This is a genomic window from Kitasatospora sp. NPDC002040 (genome assembly GCF_040296785.1).
Taxonomy (GTDB): Bacteria; Actinomycetota; Actinomycetes; order Streptomycetales; family Streptomycetaceae; genus Kitasatospora.
Map to the genome: position 1 here is coordinate 375,601 of NZ_JBEOXV010000005.1, position 21,685 is coordinate 397,285.

The 21,685-nt window shown below is 74.5% G+C and carries 16 protein-coding genes; 8 read left to right on the forward strand and 8 right to left on the reverse strand.

Features of this window, described 5'->3' with window-relative positions:
- Nucleotides 1-7: 7 nt before the first annotated feature.
- Both ABT118_RS16955 and ABT118_RS16960 read left to right on the forward strand, forming a co-directional pair.
- Entirely contained in the window at nt 8-754 is a 747-nt protein-coding gene (locus ABT118_RS16955; protein WP_350669226.1) for an NAD-dependent epimerase/dehydratase family protein, read from the forward strand.
- A gap of 71 nt (nt 755-825) precedes the next feature.
- Complete coding sequence (locus ABT118_RS16960) at nt 826-2,022, forward strand: ROK family transcriptional regulator (RefSeq protein WP_350669171.1); 1,197 nt, start codon at nt 826-828, stop codon at nt 2,020-2,022.
- A gap of 1 nt (nt 2,023) precedes the next feature.
- On the opposite strand, the gene ABT118_RS16965 is transcribed toward ABT118_RS16960, so the two are convergent.
- Nucleotides 2,024-3,040 carry a glycosyltransferase family 2 protein gene (locus ABT118_RS16965; protein ID WP_350669174.1) on the reverse strand — a complete coding sequence of 339 codons (1,017 nt, stop codon included), beginning with the start codon at nt 3,038-3,040 and terminating at the stop codon, nt 2,024-2,026.
- A gap of 160 nt (nt 3,041-3,200) precedes the next feature.
- Here ABT118_RS16965 and ABT118_RS16970 point away from each other — a divergent pair, with 160 nt between their 5' ends.
- Nucleotides 3,201-4,493, forward strand: coding sequence for a glycosyltransferase family 39 protein (locus tag ABT118_RS16970; protein ID WP_350669177.1), 1,293 nt, complete (start codon nt 3,201-3,203; stop codon nt 4,491-4,493).
- Nucleotides 4,494-4,528: 35 nt separating this feature from the next.
- Here the strand turns inward: ABT118_RS16970 and ABT118_RS16975 are convergent, their stop codons facing one another.
- The 7 genes from ABT118_RS16975 to ABT118_RS17005 form a co-directional block, all read right to left on the reverse strand.
- Nucleotides 4,529-6,058, reverse strand: coding sequence for a CehA/McbA family metallohydrolase (locus ABT118_RS16975; protein ID WP_350669180.1), 1,530 nt, complete (start codon nt 6,056-6,058; stop codon nt 4,529-4,531).
- Between the two features lie 92 nt (nt 6,059-6,150).
- Entirely contained in the window at nt 6,151-8,181 is a 2,031-nt protein-coding gene (locus tag ABT118_RS16980) for a YehQ family protein (protein WP_350669185.1), read from the reverse strand.
- A complete protein-coding gene (locus tag ABT118_RS16985; protein ID WP_350669191.1) occupies nt 8,178-9,314 on the reverse strand; it encodes a VWA domain-containing protein in 1,137 nt (378 codons plus the stop codon). The genes ABT118_RS16980 and ABT118_RS16985 overlap by 4 nt, the downstream gene beginning before the upstream one ends.
- Nucleotides 9,311-11,593, reverse strand: a complete 2,283-nt coding sequence (locus tag ABT118_RS16990; protein ID WP_350669193.1) for a DUF5682 family protein — start codon at nt 11,591-11,593, stop codon at nt 9,311-9,313. Before ABT118_RS16990 ends, ABT118_RS16985 begins: the two co-directional genes overlap by 4 nt.
- 2 nt (nt 11,594-11,595) lie before the next feature.
- Entirely contained in the window at nt 11,596-12,705 is a 1,110-nt protein-coding gene (locus tag ABT118_RS16995) for an ATP-binding protein (RefSeq protein WP_350669195.1), read from the reverse strand.
- A gap of 62 nt (nt 12,706-12,767) precedes the next feature.
- On the reverse strand, nt 12,768-16,448 hold the full coding sequence (locus ABT118_RS17000; RefSeq protein WP_350669196.1) for a DUF4132 domain-containing protein: 3,681 nt from the start codon (nt 16,446-16,448) through the stop codon (nt 12,768-12,770).
- Nucleotides 16,449-16,542: 94 nt separating this feature from the next.
- Nucleotides 16,543-18,120, reverse strand: coding sequence for an alpha/beta hydrolase (locus ABT118_RS17005; RefSeq protein WP_350669197.1), 1,578 nt, complete (start codon nt 18,118-18,120; stop codon nt 16,543-16,545).
- Nucleotides 18,121-18,386: 266 nt separating this feature from the next.
- Here ABT118_RS17005 and ABT118_RS17010 point away from each other — a divergent pair, with 266 nt between their 5' ends.
- The 5 genes from ABT118_RS17010 to ABT118_RS17030 form a co-directional block, all read left to right on the forward strand.
- On the forward strand, nt 18,387-18,701 hold the full coding sequence (locus tag ABT118_RS17010; RefSeq protein WP_350669198.1) for a hypothetical protein: 315 nt from the start codon (nt 18,387-18,389) through the stop codon (nt 18,699-18,701).
- Nucleotides 18,702-19,061: 360 nt separating this feature from the next.
- Nucleotides 19,062-19,712 (forward strand): dienelactone hydrolase family protein, encoded by a 651-nt coding sequence (locus ABT118_RS17015; RefSeq protein WP_502884570.1) that lies wholly within the window; start codon nt 19,062-19,064, stop codon nt 19,710-19,712.
- Nucleotides 19,713-19,836: 124 nt separating this feature from the next.
- Nucleotides 19,837-20,646, forward strand: coding sequence for an SDR family NAD(P)-dependent oxidoreductase (locus tag ABT118_RS17020; protein WP_350669199.1), 810 nt, complete (start codon nt 19,837-19,839; stop codon nt 20,644-20,646).
- Nucleotides 20,647-20,818: 172 nt separating this feature from the next.
- Nucleotides 20,819-21,202 carry a WXG100 family type VII secretion target gene (locus tag ABT118_RS17025; protein WP_350669201.1) on the forward strand — a complete coding sequence of 128 codons (384 nt, stop codon included), beginning with the start codon at nt 20,819-20,821 and terminating at the stop codon, nt 21,200-21,202.
- A 100-nt stretch (nt 21,203-21,302) separates the two neighbouring features.
- Nucleotides 21,303-21,685 (forward strand): WXG100-like domain-containing protein (locus ABT118_RS17030; protein ID WP_502884573.1); only part of this gene is annotated, 383 nt, incomplete at its 3' end.

The following is a 21,685-nucleotide window of genomic DNA, read 5'->3' on the forward strand; positions in this document are numbered from 1 at the left end:
CATCCTGATGACCGGAGCGGCCGGCGGTGTCGGCACCATGCTGCGCGAGCTGCTGCCCGCGTACGGCCACACCCTGCGCCTGGCCGATCTGCGGCCGATCCCTGACGCCGACTCACTGGTGTTCGACCTCCAGGACACCGGGGCCGTCCAGGCGGCCGTCCGCGGGGTGGACGCGGTGCTGCACCTGGGCGGGATCTCGGTGGAGGACACCTTCGCCAACATCCTCGACGCCAACATCCGGGGCAGCCACGCACTCTACGAAGCCGTCCGGGCGGAGGGGGTCGGACGGGTGGTCTACGCGAGCAGCAACCACGCGGTCGGCTACACCCCGCTCGACGCGCCCGGGCTGATCGGCACCGACATCCCCGCCCGCCCCGACACCTACTACGGCCTCTCCAAGGTCTTCGGCGAGGGCCTGGCCTCGCTCTACGCCGACAAGCACGGCGTGCAGACGGTCTCGATCCGGATCGGCTCCTGCTTCCCCGAGCCCCGCTCGGCCCGCGCCCTGGCGACCTGGCTCAGCCCCGGCGACTGCGCCCGGCTGGTGCACGCCGCGCTCACCGCGCCCGACGTCGGGCACACGGTCGTCAACGGCATCAGCGCCAACACCCGGGCCTGGTGGGACCTCTCCGCCGCGCGGAAGCTCGGCTACGAACCGCAGGACGATGCCGAGGTCTACGCCGACCGGTTCCCGCCGCTCGACCCCGACAGCGCCGACGCCCGACTGCTCGGCGGGTGGTTCACCACGCTCTGACGCGTCGGAGGCCTCGGCGGAGGTGAGGTAGCTTCTGGTCCTGCATCGGATGATCAGGACCGGAGGAAGCCATGAGCCGCCAGTTGCCCGCCGGACCGGGTGGGCCGGGTGGGCCGAGCGCCGCCCAGCCGTGGAACCGGCAGCGGCTGCGCAGCAACAACGAGTGGCTGCTGCTGGAGCGCCTGCGCACCGACGGACCGTCCTCCCGGGCCCAACTGGCCCGGGACACCGGCCTGTCCAAGCCCACCGTCTCGGCCGCCCTGGCCACCCTGGAACAGGGCGGACTGGTGCGGGAGGCCGGGGTGTTCGCCCCGGAGCGCGGCCGGACCGCCCTGCTGTACGAACCGGACCCGACGGCCGGGCACGTGCTCGGCGTGGACATCGGCCGGGGCCGGCTCCGGGTCGCGGTCGCCGACCTGGCGGGTGCCCTGGTCGCCCGCCGGGACGTGCCCAACCTGGGCCGCTCGGCCGACGAGGTGGCCGACGCGGTGGTGACGGCGGCCCAGGAGGCCACCGCCGAGGCCGGGCTGACGGCGGAGCGGATCGTGCACGCGGTCGTCGGCACCCCCGGGGTCTGGGACGAGGAGCGGCGCAGCGTCCGGTACGCCGGGAACCTGCCGGGCTGGGGGCGGCCCGGGCTGTTCGACCGGATCGCCGCAGGGCTGGGCACCGCCGTGACGGTCGGCAACGACGCCAACCTGGCCGCCCTCGGCGAGTACGCCTTCGGCGCCGGGGCGGGCGGCCGGGTCTTCGTCTACCTGCTGGTCGGCACCGGCCTCGGGGTCGGCGTGGTCAAGGACGGCGAACTGGTGGCCGGGGCGCACGGCGCGGCGGGCGAGATCGGCTCGCTGCCGATGCCGGGGCAGCGGGCCACGCTGGAGGAGACGGTCTGCGCCGAGGCCGTGGTGCGCTCGGCCCGGGAGCTCGGCCTGGCCGGGGAGCTGACGGCGGAACAGGTCTTCCAGGCCGCCCGGGAGGGCGACCCCGCCGCCGTCGAGGCGGTGCAGGGCGAGGCCGAACGGCTCGCGTACGCCGTCGCCCTGGTCGCGGCGGTGCAGGACCCCGACCTGGTGGTGCTCGGTGGCGGCATCGGGTGCAGCGCCGACCTGCTGCTCGGCCCGGTGGAGCGGGCGCTGCACGGCCTGACCCCGCTGCGGCCGCAGCTGGTGCCGAGCCGGCTCGGCCACGAGGCGGTGCTGCTCGGCGCGGTGGCGACCGCGCTGGACACCGCCCGGGTGGAGGTGTTCGAGCGGCGGACGGCGCTGTAGCTCAGCCCCGGGCGATCCGCTGCTCGGTCACCCTGGCCTGCGCGGACTCGGTGGGCTGGGCCGAGTCGGTGGGCTGGGCCGAGTCGGTGCCGATGTAGTAGGTCGGCCGGTGCTGCACGGCGGTGTAGATCCGGCCGATGTACTCGCCGAGCAGCCCGGCGCAGATCAGCTGGACGGCGCCGATGAACAGCATCCCGACGAAGAGCGAGGTCCAGCCCGGTACGGTGCGGCCGAACAGGTAGGCGGTGACCGAGAACGCCAGCAGGCCCAGGCAGACCACGAAGCTGATCAGTCCGAGCCAGGTGGCGATCCGCAGCGGCGCGGCCGAGAAGCCGGTGATGCTGTCCAGCGCCAGCCGGACCATCTTGGTCACCGGGTACTTGGTCCGCCCGGCCACCCGCTCCTCCCGGGCGTAGCGCACCTGCCCGCTCGGGAAGCCGAGCCAGGGCACCAGCAGCCGGTACACCTGCTGCTGGTCCGGCAGCGCCTTCACGGCCTCCACCGCGACCCGGCTGAGCAGTCGGAAGTCCCCGGCCTGGGCGGGCAGCTGAGGGCCGGTCAGCTTGCGCATCAGCCAGTAGTAGGCGCCGGCCGTGCGGCGCTTGAAGCCGGTGTCGGTGCTGCGGTCCTCGCGGATGCCGTAGACCACGTCCAGCCGCTCCCGGCGGGCCAGCTCCAGCATCTCGGCGATCTTCTCGGGCGGGTCCTGCAGGTCCGCGTCGATGCTCGCCACGTACGCCCCGGTCGCGCGGTGCAGCCCGGCGGTGAGGGCGGCCTGGTGGCCGTAGTTGCGGCGCAGCCCGACCGTGCGCAGCTGCGGCCAGTCCGCCCGCAGGTCGGTCAGCAGCGCGGCGGTCTTGTCCGCGCTGCCGTCGTCGACCGCGACCACCTCGTACGGCACGCCGATCGCGTCCAGGGCGGGCCGGAGCCGGGCGGCCAGCGCGGGGAGGGCGTCCTCCTCGTTGTACATCGGCACCACCACCGAGAGGGTGACGGCCGAGCCGACCGCTGGACTCATCGGGTACCCCCTGGGGTTGGTCGTAAGGTGGTCGGATTTTACACACGTCGCGCTGGGCTGGTCTGGACCTCTGGTCGATGGCGTACGCTCTGCGAAAGTTTGACAAGGACGCCATCGCCGCGATGAGCCCGGCCTCACAGCCAGTCAGGAGACAGGACCCGTGACCGCGATCCCCGGCACCGAGCCGGCCGAGCTGGACGAGCGCCCCGATCCCGTGACGGACGGGCCCGAGGCACCGGAGGAGGCGCGGGAGCGCCCCGGGGAGCCGTTCCGCGAGTGGTACCGCCGGACCGCCCAGGAGTACGGGCCGGCCCTGGCCGTGTTCGGCCTGCTGAAGCTCACCGGGTTCACCGTCTTCATGTGGCTGCTCACCTGGTCCGGAGAGTACCTGACCAAGACGCCCCGGTTCGGCGGCGGCGCGCGCCCGTGGGACGTGCTGGCCGGCTGGGACGGCTGGTGGTACCGGCAGGTGGCCGAGAACGGCTACGACCCCCAGCTGGTGGTGATCGGCCCGCCCCCGTTCGAGTACGCGCAGAACTCGGTCGCCTTCTTCCCGCTCTACCCCGGGATGATGAAGCTGGTCTCCAGCGTGACCGGCCTCGGTTCGTACGGCGCCGGGATGCTCGTCTCGGTGGTCGCCTCGTTCGTCGCCGCCGCCGGGATCTACGCCCTGACCACCAAGCTGTTCGGCCGCCGGGCCGGCGTGATCGCCGCCGCGGTCTGGGCCGTCTTCCCCGGCTCCGGCGTCGAGTGGGCGGTCTACTCCGACTCGCTCTTCGTCGCGCTGGCCGTCTGGGCCTGCTACTTCGTGCTGGAGCACCGCTGGCTGGCGGCCGGCGTCACCGTCTTCATGGCCGGGCTCAACCGCCCCACCGCCGCCGCCCTGGTCGCCGCCCTCGGCGTGGCCGCGCTGATCGCCCTGGTCCGCCGCCGGGACGGCTGGCTCGGCCCGGTCTCCGCCGTGGTGATCGCCCCGCTCGGCATCCTCGGCTACCTGGTCTGGGCGAACTGGCGGATGGGCGACTGGGGCGCCTACTTCAAGCTCCAGAAGGGCGGCTGGCTGCACTTCTTCGACTACGGCGAGCACACCTCGAACGTGCTCACCGCGATCCTGCTCGGGAAGGGGAGCTACCCCTTCACCTACCCGACCGAGGACATGATCGCGCTGGTGCTGGTGGTCCTGCTGCCGATCCTGGTCTTCCTGCTGGTCCGGCTCCGGGTCCCGGTCTTCCTGCTGGTCTTCACCCTGATCACGGTCGTCCTGGTGCTCGGCAGCGCCCAGATCTTCGGCAACACCTCCCGCTACCTGCTGCCCTGCTTCCCGCTCTTCCTCCCGATCGCGGTCGCGTTCAAGCGCCTCTCCGTCCCGGCCCTGGCCACCGTCTTCGGCGTCGCGGCGGTGGCCAGCGGCTGGTACGCGGGCTACGTCCTGTTCGAGCTGGGCATTCCGTAAGCCGGTTCGGCGGGCCCGTTCCGTGGGCCCGGGCCTCAGCCCAGGAAGACCGGGTTGGTGAGGGCGGCCATCGGGCCCCAGGGGAGGTCGGGGCCCATCGAGTTGCCCCGGCCCGGGGCGCGGTCGGCCCTCGGGTGGCGGACCTCGGCGCGGACGTAGGCGGCGAGGGAGGCGGTGGTGCGCCAGACCAGGGTGCCCGCGCCGTCGGCGGGGAGGGGCTCCTGGCGGAGCTGGCCCTCGTCGGTGATCAGGCGGAGGGTACCGTCCGGGACGCCGGAGACGGTGAGCCGGATGTCGACCGGGGCGTCGGCGGGGACGGCGAGCCGCTCGCCGATGCCGGCCCGGCGGCCGTGGCCGGTGGCGGTGAGGTCGAGTTGGACCTGCGGGGAGCCGGCGATCCAGCTGCGGCCCGCCCGCAGGCCCGCCAGGACGTGATCCCGGGTCAGGTCCTCGGCCAGCACCACGGTGTGCGGGGCCCCGATCGGCTGCGGGCTGCTGTGGGCGTCGCTGTTGCCGATCGCGGGCAGCCAGCGCCGGCCGTACCGGACCGCCTCGGCCAGCCCGGCGTCCCAGGTGTCCAGGGCGGACTCGTCGTCGTACGTCCAGGGCCCGTTCCAGACCTCCACCGCGTCGGCGTCCTGGTAGCCGAACTTCCACTGGCAGCCGACGTACGGGCAGTACGGGTGCGCGGGCACCACCAGCCCGCCCCGGGACCGGACCTGACGGGTGAACCGCTGGTGCGCCCCGTCGTCCCTGGCCCGGTAGCGCCAGTCCACCCACTGCCCCGGCTGCACGCCGAGCGCCAGCCAGTGGCCGTTGCGGGTGGTCACCTCCTCGCCCGGGATCACCAGCAGGTCGGGGCCGGCCAGCGGGCCCCAGACGGCGTGCGCGGAGGGGGTGTTGTGCTCGGTCGAGACGATGAAGTCCAGGCCCGCCGCCCGGGCGCCCACCGCCACCTCCTCGGGCGTCCGGCGGCCGTCCGAGTGAACGGTGTGCAGGTGGCAGTCGCCCCGGTACCAGGCCCGGCCGCGCCCGCGCGCCCGCTCCGCCGGGTAGGCCGGTACGAACGCCGGGCCCGGGTCGCCGAACCGCAGCGTCACCTCGACCCGGTACGCCAGCCCCTGCGGCGCCACCTGGTACGGACCGAGCACCAGGTGCCAGCGCCCCGGCCGGACCGGCCCCGGCAGGTAGCCGGGCGTGGCCTGCTCCCGGCTGATCGCGAACTCGGTCCGGAAGCCGCCCGACCAGCCGCGGAAGCCGGGCCCGCCGAGCTCGGTGCCGCGCTCGTCGAAGATGCCGATGTCGCAGGAGTTGCCCGGCGTCCCGGCCGGCACCGGCGGGCGGTCGTAGGTGTAACGGACCGCCAGTTCGCGGACGCCGGGCGGCACGTCGAGCGGCAGCAGGACGAAGTCCGCCGCCCCGGTCTCCAGCCGGCCGGTCAGCACCACCGTCCGCTCGGGGGCCGGCTCCGCCCGGGCCGCCCCTGCCGTCGCCGCCGCTGCGCCGAGGGTTGCCCCCGCCACCGCGCCCGCCCGCAGCACGTCCCGCCGTCCGATGCCGTCCATCTGTCGTCCCTCCGTGGAGCCGGACCTGTCGGGCAGATCCCTACCCGGGCCGGTGAACCCCCGGTGAGCGGGGGCACACCGGCGGACGGCGGTCAGCGGGCGCTTGCCTCGGCGTGCAGCTCGGCGGCGACGGCGAGGAAGAGCTGGGCATCCGTCCAGGCGGCCGGGCCGCGCTCCTGAGGGGCGGTCAGGAAGGCCCGCAGCCGGGCGGCACCGTCCCGCAGCCCGACCCGGTCCAGCCGGGTGGCGGCCTCGGCCGTGCGGTCGAGCAGGTGCCGGTCCAGGTGCCGGAGCCCGTGGTGGGCCAGCTCGGCCAGGGCGGCCAGGCCCTCCTCCAGCGCGGTGGTGATCGAGTCGGCCGGCCGGTCGGGCGCCGTCCCGAGCACGGTGCCGCCCGCGCCGGGCGCCAGGTCGGGCACGGTGACACCGTCGGTGGTGAGCACCGCGATCGGATCGAGCAGCAGCCCGCCGCCGGAGCGCCGCACCGTCGCACTGATCCGGCGGACCTCGCCGTGCAGCGCCTGCGCCAGCGCGTCCAGCGAGCCGGGGGCGTACGGGTTGTGGGCCGCCACGACGGCGGCCCGGACGCCGTGGATGTCCAGGACGGTGGCCCGGAGCACCTGTTCCGCCGGGTCGTAGCCGATCTCCTCGACCTCCGCGACCTCGACCAGGTGCACGTCCTCGGCCTCCACCCGGGGCCTGATCAGCCGGGGCGGCAGCCGGTCCAGCCGGGCCGCGTGGGCCGCGAAGTCCCGGACCAGCAGCGGCTCGGCGAGCTCCGTCCAGGAGTCGCCGACCGGGGTCACGCCGGTGGCGCCGACCCGGCCCCGGGCCATGGTGACCGTCCGGCTCGCCGTGCGGGTGGCGTTCTCGCTGACCAGGTTGGCGCGCGCCAGTGCGCCGAGGGTGCTGCCGAGCAGGCGGCGGCCGGCCGGCCCGGTCCCGCCGGGCTGCTGATCCCCGGTCAGCTCCCAGTGCCGCCGCAGGACCAGCACCGCGCCGCTGTCGGCGGGCGCGAGGAACACCTCGGCCACCCGCTCCCGCTCCGTCCCGCCGACCCGGCAGCCGAGCGCGATCAGCCGGACCCGGCGCAGCGGCGTCTCGCCCGCCTCGCGGGTGCCGAGCACCCGGGCGGCGGCGGTGGCGTCGCTGCGGGCGGCGCGGTGCCTGGCGTGCAGCTCGGCCAGGAGCAGGGCGGGACGTTCGGGCCGGTAGCGGGCACCCCGCCCGGCGTGCTCGTCCACCTGCCCGGCCAGCTCGGCGACCGCGCCGGCCGGCCAGTGCAGGCCGTCCGCCGCCAGCTCCTCCGCGCAGCGCCGCAGCGCACCGACGAACACCGGGCCGGCGTGGGCCACCCCCTCCCGCAGCAGCTCGTCCGCGAGTTCGAGGGCCGGGCCGAGCGCCGCCGTAGCGGCCGGCCGGGTGCCGCCGACGTCCAACTCGACGTACGGGGCGTCCGGTTCGCGTCCGTCCGCCGCGCGGAACGCCCAGACGGCCAGCGCCACCGCCTCGCCCCGGCGGTCCGGCGCGGCCTCGGTGAGGGCGTAGCCGAGCTCGCCCGGGACGGGGAACCGGACGGTGCAGGTGGGGAGTTCGGCCCGGGGGACCGGATCGGCGGGGGTGGCCCGGTACAGCCGGGCGGAGTAGCCGCGGTCGTAGGTGCGGCGGGCGGTGGCCACCGCGCGCGGCCCGACGGCGAGGGTCAGCGCCGCGTCGTCGCAGCTGCCGGGGGACCACCCGACCGCCGGGTCCAGCAGGTCTGCGCCGGGCAGGTCGGCTCCGCGTTGGTCGGCTTCGGGCTGGTGGGCTCCGCGTTGGTCGGCGCCGCGTTGGTGGGCTTCGCGTTGGTGGGCCAGCACCAGGCCGAGCAGGTGGCGGCAGGCACCGGACGCCCCGCAGTCGCAACTGCCGCCGGCCAGGCCGCTGCCGGGCGGCAGCACCGTCGCGGTGCCGTCGGGGAAGCGGCCGCGCAGGGTCCCGTCGGCCTCGACCGCGACGGTCGGTCCGGTGCCCGCGTCGAGCTCCCGGGCGGCGCGTTTGACCAGGCCCCGGTTGGTGAGGGCGGCGAGGGTGTCGGGGTCGAGCGCGAGCAGGTCGGCGCGGACCGTCGGGTCGGTGCTCATCGGCCGATCCGCTCGGCCACGAAGGCGGCCAGCCGACCCGGCGTCATGGCACCCACCTGGGCCCCGACGTCCGCCAACCGCTGCGCCAGCTCCCGGTCGTAGACCGGGTCCGCCTGCTCGTCCAGGGCGGCCAGGCCGAGCACGGTGGTGCCCTGCTCGACCAGCGCGCGCACGCTCCGCACCAGCCGGTGCGGGTCGCCGCCCTCGTAGAAGTCGCTGATCAGCGCGACGATCGCGCGGCGCGGCCGGGTGATCAGGCCCGCGCCGTAGTCGACCGCCCGGGCGATGTCGGTGCCGCCGCCGAGCTGGACCCGCATCAGCAGCTCGACCGGGTCGGTGACGTCGGAGGTCAGGTCCACCACGGCGGTGTCGAAGGCGACCAGGTGGGTCCGCAGGCCGGGCAGGCCCCACAGGCAGGCGGCGGTGACCGCCGAGTGGATGACCGAGTCGACCATCGAGCCCGACTGGTCGACCAGCAGCACCAGTTCCCACTGCTCCAGGTACCGGCTGGTCCGGGAGTGGAACCGCGGCTGCTCGATCAGCAGGCGGCGCTCGGCGGGCTGGTAGTGCTTCAGGTTCGCCCGGACGGTGGCCCGGAAGTCGAAGTCGCGGGCCAGCGGCACCCGGCTCGGGCGGGCGGACCTGCTGCCGGTGAAGGACCTGCGGACCTCGGGCGCGAGCCGCTCCATCAGCTGCCGCACCACGGCCTCGACGATCCGCCGGGCCAGTCCGAGCACCTCCGGGTTCATCAGGTGCCGGGTGCGCAGCACGGCGCGCAGCAGGGTCGGGCTGGGCTCGATCCGCTCCAGTACGGTCGGATCGGTGACGATCTCGTGGATGCCGTAGCGCTCGACCGCGTCCCGCTCCAGCCGCTCGACGGTCTCCTTGGGGAAGAGGCGGTGGACGTCGTCCAGCCAGTCCACGGCGGTGACCGCCGACGGTCCGTCACCGCCTTCGCGGGGGCCCCGGCGCACGCCGCGCCGCAGCTGCTCCTCGTCCCGTCCGTACAGCCACTCCAGCGCGGCGTCGCGGGCACCGGCCTCGGCGTCCAGCGGGCCGGTGTGGCGCTCGGCCGGTGCGCCGAGGATCAGCCGCCAGCGCTCCAGGCCGGGGTCAGTGCCGGGGGCGGTCACGGGGCGACCTCCAGGCCGTGCCGGTCGAGCCGTTGCCGCACGGTGTCCTCCAGGATCTGGGCCCGTGCGATCAGCAGCGGGTCGGCGGTGGTGCGGAGCAGGGAGCGGGCGGAGCCGCGCAGGCCGCGCTGCTCGATCAGGCCGCGGGCGATCCGTTCGCGCTCGCGTGGCGGGAACCAGGCGAAGGCCTGGCGCAGCGACGGGAGCGCGGTGAGGAAGTCGCGGTCGGTCATGGCACCGACCAGCTCGTCCAGGACGGGCAGCAGGGCGTCGGTGCCCGGAGCGGTCAACTCCCCACGGGCCAGCACGAACAGGCCGGACAGCCAGTCGCCCAGGCGTTCGGGAGCACCCGCCGCGCGCACCGCGGCGCCCCGGTCGGCGGCCTCGCCGAGCGCGCAGCACAGGCCGAACGCGGCACCGCGCAGATCGTCCGGCGCCTGCTCGTCCGCGCTGATCCGGCGGCAGATCCGGGCCGCCGTCCGGCGGGTGACGGTGAGCAACTCCTCGGCGTGCAGCAGCGCGTCGCGGACCCCGGCCAGGGCGTGCAGGCGGTCGGGCTGCGGCCCGGCGGGGCCGTGCAGCCCCTCCAGCAGCCAGAGCACCCGGCCCACCGCGCCGTCGATCACCTCGGCGAGCAGCGGGCTGCGGGCGACGCCGTACACCCGGTCGTGCCGCCACAGGCCCAGCGCGGAACCCAACGCCTCGCCGAGCGGCCCGAGTTCGCGTTCCGAGCGGATTCCGGCGGCGAGCACCGCGACCACCTGCCCGGTGAGCCGGGTGGCGCCGCACAGGACGGCGTCGAAGAGCAGGCCGGCGGCCCCGTCCCCGTCGTCCTGGAGCCGCAGCCCGAGCGCGGCGTTCGCGGCCTCGGCCAGGCCCGCGCCGTATCCGCCCGCCTCGATCAGCGCCGCCTCCCGGCCCGGAGCCGGTCCGGGCTCCCACCGCTCGGTCAGCACCGGGTCGGCGCCGTGCGCGGGGCCCTCGGTCCGGGTCAGGCCGGGGATGCCCAGGACCCGGAGCCGGTGCAGGACCTGGGAGCGCTCCAGGTCGGCGGGCGCGGTGAGGTGCAGCGTCACCGCCCGGCCGCCGTCCAGGCCCAGAGCGGACAGCCGGGCGGTCACGTCGTGCACCAGCGGCGGCAGCGGGGTGTCGGGGTGCAGCGCGCCGACCCGGTCGCCGCTGGAGGCCCGGACCAGCTCCACCACCACCGGGTGGGTGCCCGGGGTGAGCGGGCCCCGGCGGGCCCACGGCAGCGGCTGGTCGAGGTCCTCGTTCACCAGGGTGCCGGCCAGGCCGTCCAGGACGTCGAGCCGGGACGGTGCGGCGTGCCCGCGCAGGGCGGCCAGCCCGTCGGTCAGCCCGCGGGCCGCGATCAGGTCGGCGGTGGAGACCGGGTGCCGACGGGCCCGCAGGCGCTCGGCCACCGAGCGGAACAGCCCGTCGGCGGCGGCCCGGCGGCCGTGCTCCCAGACCTGCTGGTAGTACCCGGGGGAGGGCATCCCGGACTGGTAGCCCGCGAACGCGTCCAACTGCCGGAAGGAGTACGGCACCAGGAAGCTGCCGCCGACCGAGCCCTCGGGCGGCGCGGGGACGGCGGGCCAGCCGTCATCGGTCGCGGGCGCCGTCTCGGGTGCCGTTGCGGTGAGGGCGCGGAGCGCGGGCCGGTGGAAGCCGCCGGTCACCACCAGGACGGGCCGCCCGTCCGCCGCGGCCAGCGCGGCCCGGACCCAGCCGGCCATGTACTCCTCCCTGGCCCGGTCGCCCGGGGTGGCCTCGCTGTCGCCCCGGACCAGGTCGAAGTAGGTGTCCAGCCGTTCGGCCAGCGCCTCCGGCGCGACCGGGTCCGACTCGAACAGCTCGTCCCAGAGCGCGTCCACCGAGTCCACGGCGAACCGCTCGGTGAGCCGTGCGGTCGCCTCGGCGTACCGCGCCTCGGCGTCGGCGTACCGGTTGGTGCACTCCTCGAAGGCCGGGTGCCAGGCGGGCAGGTCGATGAAGCGCAGCCCGGCGCCGGCCTCCCGACCCGCCGTCAGGGCGACCCACTCGGGGGAGTACTCGCACAGCGGCGTCCAGGAGGTGGCGGCCCGCTGCTGGTCCCGGTGGTGGCTGAACACGGCGATCGGCAGCCGGTGGCCGAGCAGCAGCTCGTCCAGCCGGTCGTTCAGGTCCGCCGGGCCCTCCACCAGGACGTACGCCGGGCGCAGCGCCTCGATCGTGTGCGCGACCAACCGCGCGCAGGCGGGCGAGTGGTGACGCACCCCCAGGAACACCGCCGCCATGGTCAGCCGGCCAGCAGGTGGCGGGCGGCGTGCAGGGCCTGCCAGTGCGGGCCGCGGCGCTTGGCCACCCGCTGCTCCAGGTAGCGGCGGAGCCGGGCCAGGTCCTCGGGGCTGTCCTTGGCGGCGGTGCCCGCCAGGCAGGAGACCAGGTCGGAGGCGTCGCCCGCCTCGCCGCGCAGGAACCAGGCGCGTACGCCCATCGCGTGCGCGACCGAGACGGCCTCCGCGGTGCTCATCACGGCGGACAGCCGGTCGGTCGAGGCGCCCGCCCCGGTGGTGCCGGAGCGCAGCTCGCGGAAGGTGGTGACCAGCACCTCCAGGACGTCCCGGTCCGGCGGCGCCCCGACCCCCGAACGGTGCAGCAGGGCCGCCGACTCGGCTTCCACCAGGGCGAGTTCGGTGTCCAGGTCGGCGATCGGGAAGACGGTCTCGAAGTTGAACCGGCGCTTGAGCGCCGCACTCATCTCGTTCACCCCCCGGTCCCGGGTGTTCGCGGTGGCGATCACGTTGAAGCCCTGGCGGGCGAAGACCATGCCGTCGGCACCGGTCAACTCCGGTACTGCCAGGGCCCGTTCGGAGAGCAGCGAGAGCAGCGAGTCCTGCACCTCCAGCGGGCAGCGGGTGATCTCCTCGAACCGGACCAGCCGCCCCTCCGCCATGCCGGTCAGCATCGGCGCGGGCACCAGCGAGCGGGTGGACGGCCCCTCGGAGACCAGCAGCGCGTAGTTCCAGGAGTACTTGATCTGGTCCTCGGTGGTCGCCGCCCCGCCCTGCACGGTGAGGGTGGACGAGCCGCTGACCGCCGCCGCGATCAGCTCGGAGAGCAGGGACTTGGCGGTGCCGGGCTCACCGACCAGCATCAGGCCGCGGTTGGTGGCCAGGGTGACCAGGGCCCGTTCGACCAGTGCGGTGTCACCGACGAACTTGCGGCCGATCCCGGCCGGTTCGTCACCGATGACGAACCGGCGGGCGGCCCGCAGGCTGAGCTGCCAGCCCGGCGGGCGGGGGTCGCGGTCGTCCGCCCGGAGCGCGGCGAGCTCCTCGGCGTACCGGACCTCGGCGGGCGGGCGCTGGATCCGGCCCTGGTCCCGGTCGGGCTGGTGCGTGGTCATGGCGGGGTGGTCCTCGTTCTTCATGGGCTCGGCCGGGTCAACTCTGGGTCAGCTTGGCTGGGTCAGCTGGGTTGGGTCAGCTCGGTCAGGTCGGCGAGCAGCTCGGAGGCGAGCACCGGGTCGAGGTCGCCGAAGCGCAGCGGGTAGGTGCGGCTCGGCCAGTGGTCGCCCGGGTGGGTGTCCAGCCAGACCGTCTCGATCCGCTGCTCCGGGAACACGTCGATGGCACCGACCGCGATGCCGTGCTCCGGCGCGAGCACCAGGTACCGGCCGGAGCCGAGCCGGCGGGAGATCCACCGCTCCACCCCGGCGTCCTGCGGTTCGCCGCGTTCCCAGCCGCGCCGCTGCAGGCCGAGCAGTTTCACCGTCGGCACCTTGATGCCCTCGAACCGCTCCAGCCGGGCGCCGTCGGCCTCCGGCCCGGTCAGGCTGTGCACCGCGCGCCCGAGCTGCGGGAACGGCTGGAGGATCTCGTAGTCGGCGAACAGCTCCGACCAGGCCGCCAGCTGCCCGTCCAGGTGCAGCGGGTGGGCCAGTCGGACCAGCGCGTCCTCGGGCAGGGTCAGGGCCTCGTCCTCGACCCCGGCCAGGGTGCGGTCCTCGGCCACCCGGAACGCGACGGTGCGTCCGTCGCTGTCCGCGAGCCAGACCAGGCGGCGCACCAGGTGCCACAGCAGCGGGTGCCCGACGAAGAGTTGGAGGAACTCGGACGCGGTCCAGGAGCGCTGTTCCACCATCGCCGCCTCCAGCCGGCGGACCTGGTCGGACGCCACCGTGCGGACGTCCTTCTTCAGCCCGGCGAACCGCTTGCGCTCGGCGGGCGCCAGCTCCGCGTCGTCCCGGGCACCGGGGGCGGGCAGGTCCTTGCGGCGCTTGCCGTCCTGGTCGAGTACGTACGGCTTCAGCTGCTCGTCGAAGCCGACCGTGAACCGGCGCGGGCCGTAGTCGATCACCGTGCTGCCCTGTGCGTCCAGGCCGAGATCCGGCACCAGCCGGTCGGCCAACTGCTCGGCGGACAGGCCGAGTCCGGCCGCCACCTCGGCGATCTTCTCCTGGGCGCGAGCCTTGAGCGCCTTGAACTTCACCCGCTGGGCGATCCCGTGCAGGTGCATCAGGGCGACGTCGGTGCCGATGTCCGCCAGCACCTCCAGGCCCTCCGCCGCGCGGTGGTGGGCGCCCTCGCCCGGCCAGTTGCGCAGCACCGGCGTCAGCCGGCGCACCGTCCCGTCGTCGCCGAGCCAGCCGAGGGCGCGCACCGCCCAGGAGTCCTTGGCGGGCGCCCCGGCCAGCTGCCAGTGCTCGAACAACGCCCAGACGAACCCGGCCAGCGAGTCGGCGGAGCAGAGCGCACGGACCTCGGCCACCCCCGGGTAGACGGCGCCCGGCTTGGAGACCGCCAGCATGGTGACCAGGTGCCGGACCGACTCCGCCGGCAGCGCACCGCCGGAGCGCACGGCGATCTGCGGCAGCAGCTGCACGTCCGCCCAGTCGCCGACCACCGGCATCCGGGCGGGCAGCGCGGCCTGCAGCGGATCGGCCGCGAGCAGCGCCGCGACCGCCGACTCCGCCTCGGCGCCGTAGCCGCTCGCCGCCGCCCGGACCACGTCCGGGCCGTGCAGCGCGACGACCAGCCGCAGCGCGCCCTCCGCACTGCGGCGGGCGGCCCCCGGTGCGCCCACCGCGTCCGGGACCAGCAGGGCTGCGGCCGCCGCCCCGTGCCGGGTGAACCACGAACGGGCCGGTACGGCGGCCGACTTGAGCCGGAGCAGCCAGTCCGCCATCAGGCGGGCGACCTCCGCGCTCAGGAACGGGAGCAGCAGCGGAGCCATGGTGCCGGGCTGGGCCGCGGCCATCCGCTGCACCAGGGGCAGCGCGGCCAGGCCGTGCCGGGCGACCACCGGCTTGAGGGCGTTCACGCCCTCCCAGAGGTACTCCAGGCCCGCGGGCTGGTCGAGCAGGGGCACCACGATCTCCACCGGCCCCTGGACCAGCAGGCCGATCTCCTCGTAGCTGGTGAGGTGGCCCCGGCGATACTGGTTGGCCAGGTCGCGCCAGCCGGTCCGCCCGTCCGGCCGCCAGTCCGAGTACCAGGACGTGGTGCCGGCCCACGCGTCCTGCTCCCCGGCGCGCCAGCGGAGCTCGACCGTGCTGTCGGGGGTCAGCCCGGCCACGACCGGCGGCTTGCCGCCGCTGCGCTTCCGGGTCCACGGCGGGCTGGTGAGCAGCGCGGGCAGGGCGTCGGCCGGCGCATCCGGCATCCGCTCCACCCGCTGGGCCAGCGGTGCCACCAACTCGGCCACCGTCGGGTCGAGTTCGGGCAGCGCCAGCAGGGTCAGCCCGTGATGCGCGGTGACGTGCCCGGGCAGCAGCTGCCGCGCGGCCGCAGCGGCGGGCGTGCTGCCGGTGGACGCCTCGGCCAGCATCCGCAGCGCCCGGACCGGGAAACGGCGGGCGGCGGCCAGGGCGGCGGTGCGGACGTTCCGGTCCTCCAGGCGTCCCAGCAGGGCGGCGAACGCCTCGTCGGTGGGGAACTCCGCCAGCGCGGCCGCCAGTGACTTGAGGGTGTCGGCGTAGAAGTTGGCCTGCTCGAACTCGGCGACCACCAGAGCGGTCGCGGCCGCTCCGACGGCGTCGGCGAGGGTGGCGACGGCGGCCACCGACCAGCCGTGCCAGCCCAGGTCGGCCCGGCCGCCGAGCAGGGCGATCTGCTCGGCCGAGGAGACCGAGCAGAGCAGCATCGAGCGGAGCGGGTAGCTCTGCCTGCGGGCCGCGCTGGGCTGCTCGCAGCACTCCGTCACCCAGGCGTCCTCGCTCGGCACCAGGTAGGAGACCACGATCCGGTTCCGGGCGCCGTCCCGGACCTCGGCCAGGCCGGCCACGGCGGCCAGGTACTCGGCCTCGTCGGCGACCGTGAGCAGCGCCCGGACCCGGTCGGCGGCCGACCGGCGCTCCTCCAGGCCCAGCGGCACGCTGTCCGGTGCTGCCATCCGCACCAGCGGCTTGGTGCTCCGGTACCGCAGGTGCGCACCGTGGCCGTCCACCCCGAGGAAGTCGACGGTGGCCCGGGCCGCGAAGGGCAGCCCGTGCGCGAGCACCCAGGCGTCGACCGTCACCCGGTGGTTGGCGCCGTCGTTGTCGGTGAGCGCGGCCAGGACGGCGGCGCCGAGCGGGTCGGCCTCCCCGGCCTGGTGGCGGCGGGCGGCGGCGACCAGGGCCTGCTGGCTCTGGCGGTTCTCCAGCGCCTTCTCGATCCAGTCGGCGCCGTCCGCCAGGCGCTGCTGCAGCTTCTGCACGGCGTCCTTGGCGGGCGGGGTGACCGTCCGGGGAGTGCCGCCGCGGCGGGGGTGCAGGGCGCGGAGCCAGTTCGCGGGCATCACGAAGGTGTGCTCGTCCGGCGGCTCGGTGGCCGCGGGCTCGGCGGCAGGCTGCTCGGTAGTCGGCAGCTCGGCGACCGGCTGCTCAGCGGCCGGCTGTTCGGTGGCCCGGGGCGGCTGCGGGGTTTCGGGGCGGACGGCGGCGGTGCCGGTCTCCTGGTACCCCTTGCGCTCCTTCTCCCCGATCACCTTGGTGAGGTGGGCGAGCGCAGCCTCCGCCGAGGCGAAGTCCTTGGCCTGCTCCCGCCCGGCGGTACCGTTCCGCCCGAACCGGACGGTCACGGTGCAGCCCTCGGCGGCCGCCTCCCAGAACTTGGCCGAACCCTCCCCGACGTACTCCCAGCGCCGCACGGTCGTCTCCTCGTTCACCTGATGATCGGATGAACGAACCGTAGCCGGGCGCACCGACAGCCCGCCAAGCCCCCCCGAGCCGCAGTTCAGCGGCCCGGGGGGTGGTGATGCGTCAGGCCGGGACCGGAGCCGGGAACGGGTCGGCGTCGGGCTTGAGGGTCTGGCCCGGCTTGGGGGCGATCTTGTCCACCAGGTACGAGGTCACCATGGCGTTGAGCGCCTTGCTGCTGCCGACGGCGCAGTGCTGCACCATGTCGACGGTGACCAGGACGGCGTTGTTGAGCTCACGCTGCATGCTCTGGGCGAACCGGTACTGGGTGGCCGGGTCGAAGGTGTTGCCGATCACCATGACGGTGTTCGCGGTCCGCTTGTTCCACGGTCCGGTGTAGCGCTCCACCTCCTGGGCCGGGGCCGGCCAGGTCGAGCAGGCGGGGCCGTCGAAGGCCTGGTAGCGGCCGAAGGTCGGCGCACCGATCTCCCAGGCGCGGGCGATCAGCGGGAAGACCTTCGGGTTCGACGGGTACGGCTTGTCCTGGCAGTTGACGCCGTAGTAGGAGTCGTCGACGGTGTACGGGGTGTCCGCGGGAGCCTCGCGGAGCGCGGCCGGTGCGGGCACGGCGAGGGCGCTCGCCTCGCTCACGGACGGCTGCGCGGCCGTGGCGCCGAGGCTCTGCTGCGGGTTGATCGCCCGGTCCAGCGCCTGCAGCGACCTGGCCAGCGGGGCGAGGCGGCTCTGCGAGTAGAGCGCGTTGGCGACCTGGCCGGTGAAGGTGCTCAGGGTGACCGTGGAGCCGTCCGGGAGGGTGACCGGACTGGTCCGCAGGTGGTCCCGGATCGCGTCGAACCGGGCCCTGGTGTCGCCCTCGGCGAAGGCGCAGCGGAGGGCGCCCGCCGCGTGGCAGCGCTTCAGGTACTCGTCCAGCGCGAGCTCGAAGCCGCCGGTGGCCCGCTGCCGGTCGTACTCCAGGCCGTTGGACAGCCGCAGCTGCGGGTCCACGTTGCCGTCGACGATGACCGCGCGCACCTTGCTCGGGTACATGTTGGCGTAGGTGGCGCCGATCAGGGTGCCGTAGGAGAACCCGGCGAAGGTGAGCTGGGCGTCACCGACGGCCTGGCGCATCCGGTCGAGGTCGCGCACCACGTTCATGGTGGACATGTGCCTGATCAGCGGGCCCGCGTTGCGCCCGCAGGCGTCGGTGTAGTCCTTGGTGGCGGCGAGCGTGTCGCTGATCTCGGTCCGGGTGACCGGTACGCCGGTCATCCGGTCGAAGACCGCGTCGGCGTCCTCGTTGGTGGTGAAGCACCGGAGCGGGTTGCTCCTGGCCACGCCGCGCGGGTCGAAGCCGACCAGGTCGAAGCTCTCGGTCACCCGCGCCTCGAACCGGGTGGTGGTCGCCCAGAGGTAGCCGCTGCCGCCGGGGCCGCCGGGGTTGAGGAAGAGCGAACCGATCCGCTTGGCCGGGTTGCCCGCCCGGCGCCGCATCATCGCGATGCCGATCTTCTCGCCGGAGGGGTGCGCGTAGTCCAGCGGGACCGGGTAGACGGCGCAGTCGAAGATCCCCGGGTCGGGCTTCGAGGGATCCGGGTTGCACGGGGTCCAGCTGACCGGCGCGACCTGGCCGGCCGAGCCCTCCGCCGGCGCGGCGGACGCCGTGACGGCCGTACCGGTGACGAGGGCGAACGTGCTCACGGCTGCTACGGCAAGGGTCGATATGCGGGTGCGAAGGTGTAGCAAAGGTGCCTCCTCGGTCTCTGCAAAACCCGCCCAGAGTGACAGGTCTTGGTCAACAGTGGAAGACCCCGGACGTGCTATGGCTTTCGGTCCGGAGGTGAAGTTCCTTGCGGTGCAAGGGGGCTGACGGTCCGCCGGGCGGTGCGGCGTTCCGGTGGGCCGACCGGCGGGGAGTTCCGCCGTGGCGCACGGGCCCGGGCCGGGGGGTCTCCTACGCTCGCTGCATGACCGAGAACGAGATCGAACTCAAGGCCATCGCCGCACTCACCGCCCTGCGCGGGGGAGTCGGGACGGACTACGCCTCGGAACTGCTCGGGGAGGTGGTCCCGGACTACTTCGTGGTACCCGCCGACGCGGACGCCAACGGGGTCGGTCTCGCCGTGCTGAGCCAGCTGTCCAAGCCGTTGAGCGCCCTGATCACCGGATTCGTGCTGGCCTTCGAGGCGGTAGCCGACCGTTACGACGCGAGTGCGCCGGAGATCCCCACGGAGCAGCTCCTCCAGGTGCTGGCCCTGGAACTGGCCGCCGAATCCGAGTGACCCGGATCCGAGCGGCCTGAATCCGGGTGGCTTGGATCCGACCGACCGGACCCGAGTGACCCGGGCCCGAGCGGGTAGGTGCGGAACGAGATCCACGATCGGGAGTCACCATGGCGATCGTTGCGAACGACCCCGTACCGCCCAGCCCCACGCCCACCCCCGGCCCGGGCCCGGCTCCTGGGCCGCTGCCCGGCCCGGCTCCCGCCCCGGGTCCGGGCCCGCTCCCGCCGGACCCGCCGAGCCCCGGGCCCCGGCCGCCCCGCCCCCCGTGGCCGCGGCCGGACCCGCACCCCTACCCGGGTCCCCGGCCGGGGCCGGTGCCGACCCCCGATCCCGTCACCTGAGCGGCGGTTCCGGCGCATGGTGCGGTCCCAGCAGGTCAGCGTCCCGGCGGGCGGCTCGGCCCTGTCCGGCGATCTGGCACTGCCCGACCCGGACCGGCCGGTGGTGCTGTTCGCGCACGGCAGCGGGAGTTCGCGGTACAGCCCGCGCAACCGGGCGGTCGCGGCCGCCCTCCGGGAGGCGGGCCTCGGCACCCTGCTCCTGGACCTGCTCACCGAACAGGAGGAGCGGGTCGACGCCCTGACCGGCGAACACCGCTTCGACATCGACCTGCTGACCTCCCGTCTGGTCGCCGCCGTCGACTGGCTCACCGACCGGCCCGGCACCGCCGGACTCCCGATCGGACTCTTCGGCGCCAGCACCGGCGCCGCGGCGGCGCTGCGAGCGGCCGCCGACCGGCCGGACCCGGTCCTGGCGGTGGTCTCGCGCGGCGGCCGGCCGGACCTCGCCGGTGCCGCCGACCTGGGGGCGGTCCGGGCGCCGGTGCTGCTGCTGGTCGGCAGCCGGGACCGAGACGTACTGAAGCTCAACCTGGCGGCGGCCGCACTGCTGACGGTGCCGCACCGGGTGCAGGTGGTCCCCGGCGCCACCCACCTGTTCGAGGAGCCGGGTGCGCTGGAGGTGGTGGCGGGCGCCGCACGGGCCTGGTTCCTGGACCCGCCGTCCTGACGGACGGTCACCGGGACCACCGGGACGACCGGGATCGTTGGACACGGGCGACGTATGATCATCCGGTTCACGCCGCTGTGCTGCTCTGCCGCAGCGCTGCCCCTGCACCGGAGGCGGAAATCCCATGGCCGACCAGCACGTTGTCCTTGTCACCGGCGGCGGCAGCGGCATCGGCGCGGCCACCGCCGCGCTGCTGCGCGCCTCCGGGCACCAGGTGGTCATCTCCGGACGCCGACCCGAACCGCTGCTCCGGGTCGCGACGGAGACCGGCGCCGTCGCGCACGTGTCGGACACCACCGACCCCGCTGACGTCGCCGGGCTGGTGGACGCGGCCGTGTCCAGGTTCGGACGACTGGACGGCCTGGTCGTCAACGCCGGCCTCGGTCGCCCCGGTGCCGTCGGCGACCTGTCGGTCGAGGACTGGGACGCCGTCGTGCGGACCAATCTGACCGGCCCGTTCCTGCTCCTGCGGGCCGCACTGCCACACCTGTTGGAGACGCGCGGCGCGGTCGTCGGGGTCGCCTCCGTCTCCGCGCTGCGCAACGGCCTCGCCAACGCCGCGTACGCGACGTCCAAGGCCGCGCTGCTCCAGCTCTGCCGCTCCCTGGCCGTCGACTACGGCCACCAGGGGCTGCGTTCCAATGTCGTCTGCCCCAGCTGGGTCCGCACCGAGATGGCCGACCGCCCGATGACCCGCCTGGCCGAACTCGCCGGACTGGACGGCGTCGAGGCGGCCTACCAGGAGGCCACCCGGCTCTCCCCGGCCCGCCGGGCGGGCGAGCCCCACGAGGTCGCCGAAGCCATCGCCTGGCTGCTCTCCCCGGCATCGAGCCTGGTCAACGGCGCTGTTCTGGCGGTGGACGGCGGTGTGACCGCACTCGACCCCGGGACGGTCGCCTTCGACTTCCGGGTCGAACGGCGGCCGGGGCGCTGAACTGACCTGTCCCGGGGTGGGGTTGCGGGGCGACTTGTTGCAAGGTCGATACGGTCCGGGAGCGGTCAAACCGTTGGTCATATGATGTCATGAGCAATGCCATGCGCTGCTGTTTCAGCCGGCGCGGGCACTGCCGAACAGGGGAAGTTCAGGTTGCGGACCGGGGGCGTTGATGTCGCAGCAGATCGTGGTGGACCCGGTCAGTCTTCGGGCTGAGGGTAAGAATTTGGGTGCGGTCGGTGAGGATTTCCTGGCTGCGGTGAAGGGTTTGTCGTCGAGGTTGGAGGCCCTGGAGAAGGGTGACACTCCGCCGTGGGGTGATGACGATCTGGGTGAGAAGTTCGGGGTGGTGTACGAGGGTCTGCGGGACGGCATGAAGGAGTCGATGCAGTCCTTGGGGGAGCGGATCGGGGAGATCGGGGGGAAGTTGGGGGCGATGGCGGCGAGCCATGAGGCGAACGAGTCGGCGACGGATGGTTCGTTCCGGACGTTGGAGGGTTCGCAGGGGATGGTCGGGGGGCGGATCGGGGCGTTGCACCGGCCGCAGGTGGTCTGAGTCCTGGTGTTGTAGCCGGTTGTTGTGCCGGCCTGTTGGTGTGTTGTCTGTCATGTCGTGAAGTCTGTTTGGGTACGGGGGGTTTGGCGAAGTGTCGCTGATGTTGCCGGACAGTGTTGAGTGGGTTCTGGAGATGCTCGGCTTCGATTGGCCGAAGGCGGACGAGGACAAGCTCATGGAGTCCGCGCAGGTGTGGCGGGACTTCGCGGACCAGGTCGATGAGTTGCACTACCGGGCGGCGGGTGCGGCGAACAATGTGCGGTCGGCGAACTCGGGTGATTCGATCGAGGCGTTCGGCAAGGCGTGGGAGAAGTTCTCGTCGGGTGGCAGTGGTGGGTATCTGGCGGATGCGGCGACGGCTTCGCGGTTGATCGCGGCTGCGTTCGACGCGGCGGCGATGATTGTGATCGCGTGCAAGATCGCGGTGATCGCGCAGTTGGTGGTGCTGGCGGTGGAGATCATCGCGGCTCAGGCGGCTGCGCC

What these genes read in the sequence shown, in the direction of transcription:
- ABT118_RS16955 (WP_350669226.1), top strand. Translation starts at nt 8, where the DNA reads ATGACCGGAGCGGCCGGCGGTGTCGGCACCATGCTGCGCGAGCTGCTG.
- ABT118_RS16960 (WP_350669171.1), top strand. Translation starts at nt 826, where the DNA reads ATGAGCCGCCAGTTGCCCGCCGGACCGGGTGGGCCGGGTGGGCCGAGC.
- ABT118_RS16965 (WP_350669174.1), bottom strand. Translation starts at nt 3,040, where the DNA reads ATGAGTCCAGCGGTCGGCTCGGCCGTCACCCTCTCGGTGGTGGTGCCG.
- ABT118_RS16975 (WP_350669180.1), bottom strand. Translation starts at nt 6,058, where the DNA reads ATGGACGGCATCGGACGGCGGGACGTGCTGCGGGCGGGCGCGGTGGCG.
- ABT118_RS16980 (WP_350669185.1), bottom strand. Translation starts at nt 8,181, where the DNA reads ATGAGCACCGACCCGACGGTCCGCGCCGACCTGCTCGCGCTCGACCCC.
- ABT118_RS16990 (WP_350669193.1), bottom strand. Translation starts at nt 11,593, where the DNA reads ATGGCGGCGGTGTTCCTGGGGGTGCGTCACCACTCGCCCGCCTGCGCG.
- ABT118_RS16995 (WP_350669195.1), bottom strand. Translation starts at nt 12,705, where the DNA reads ATGACCACGCACCAGCCCGACCGGGACCAGGGCCGGATCCAGCGCCCG.
- ABT118_RS17010 (WP_350669198.1), top strand. Translation starts at nt 18,387, where the DNA reads ATGACCGAGAACGAGATCGAACTCAAGGCCATCGCCGCACTCACCGCC.
- ABT118_RS17015 (WP_502884570.1), top strand. Translation starts at nt 19,062, where the DNA reads ATGGTGCGGTCCCAGCAGGTCAGCGTCCCGGCGGGCGGCTCGGCCCTG.
- ABT118_RS17020 (WP_350669199.1), top strand. Translation starts at nt 19,837, where the DNA reads ATGGCCGACCAGCACGTTGTCCTTGTCACCGGCGGCGGCAGCGGCATC.
- ABT118_RS17025 (WP_350669201.1), top strand. Translation starts at nt 20,819, where the DNA reads ATGTCGCAGCAGATCGTGGTGGACCCGGTCAGTCTTCGGGCTGAGGGT.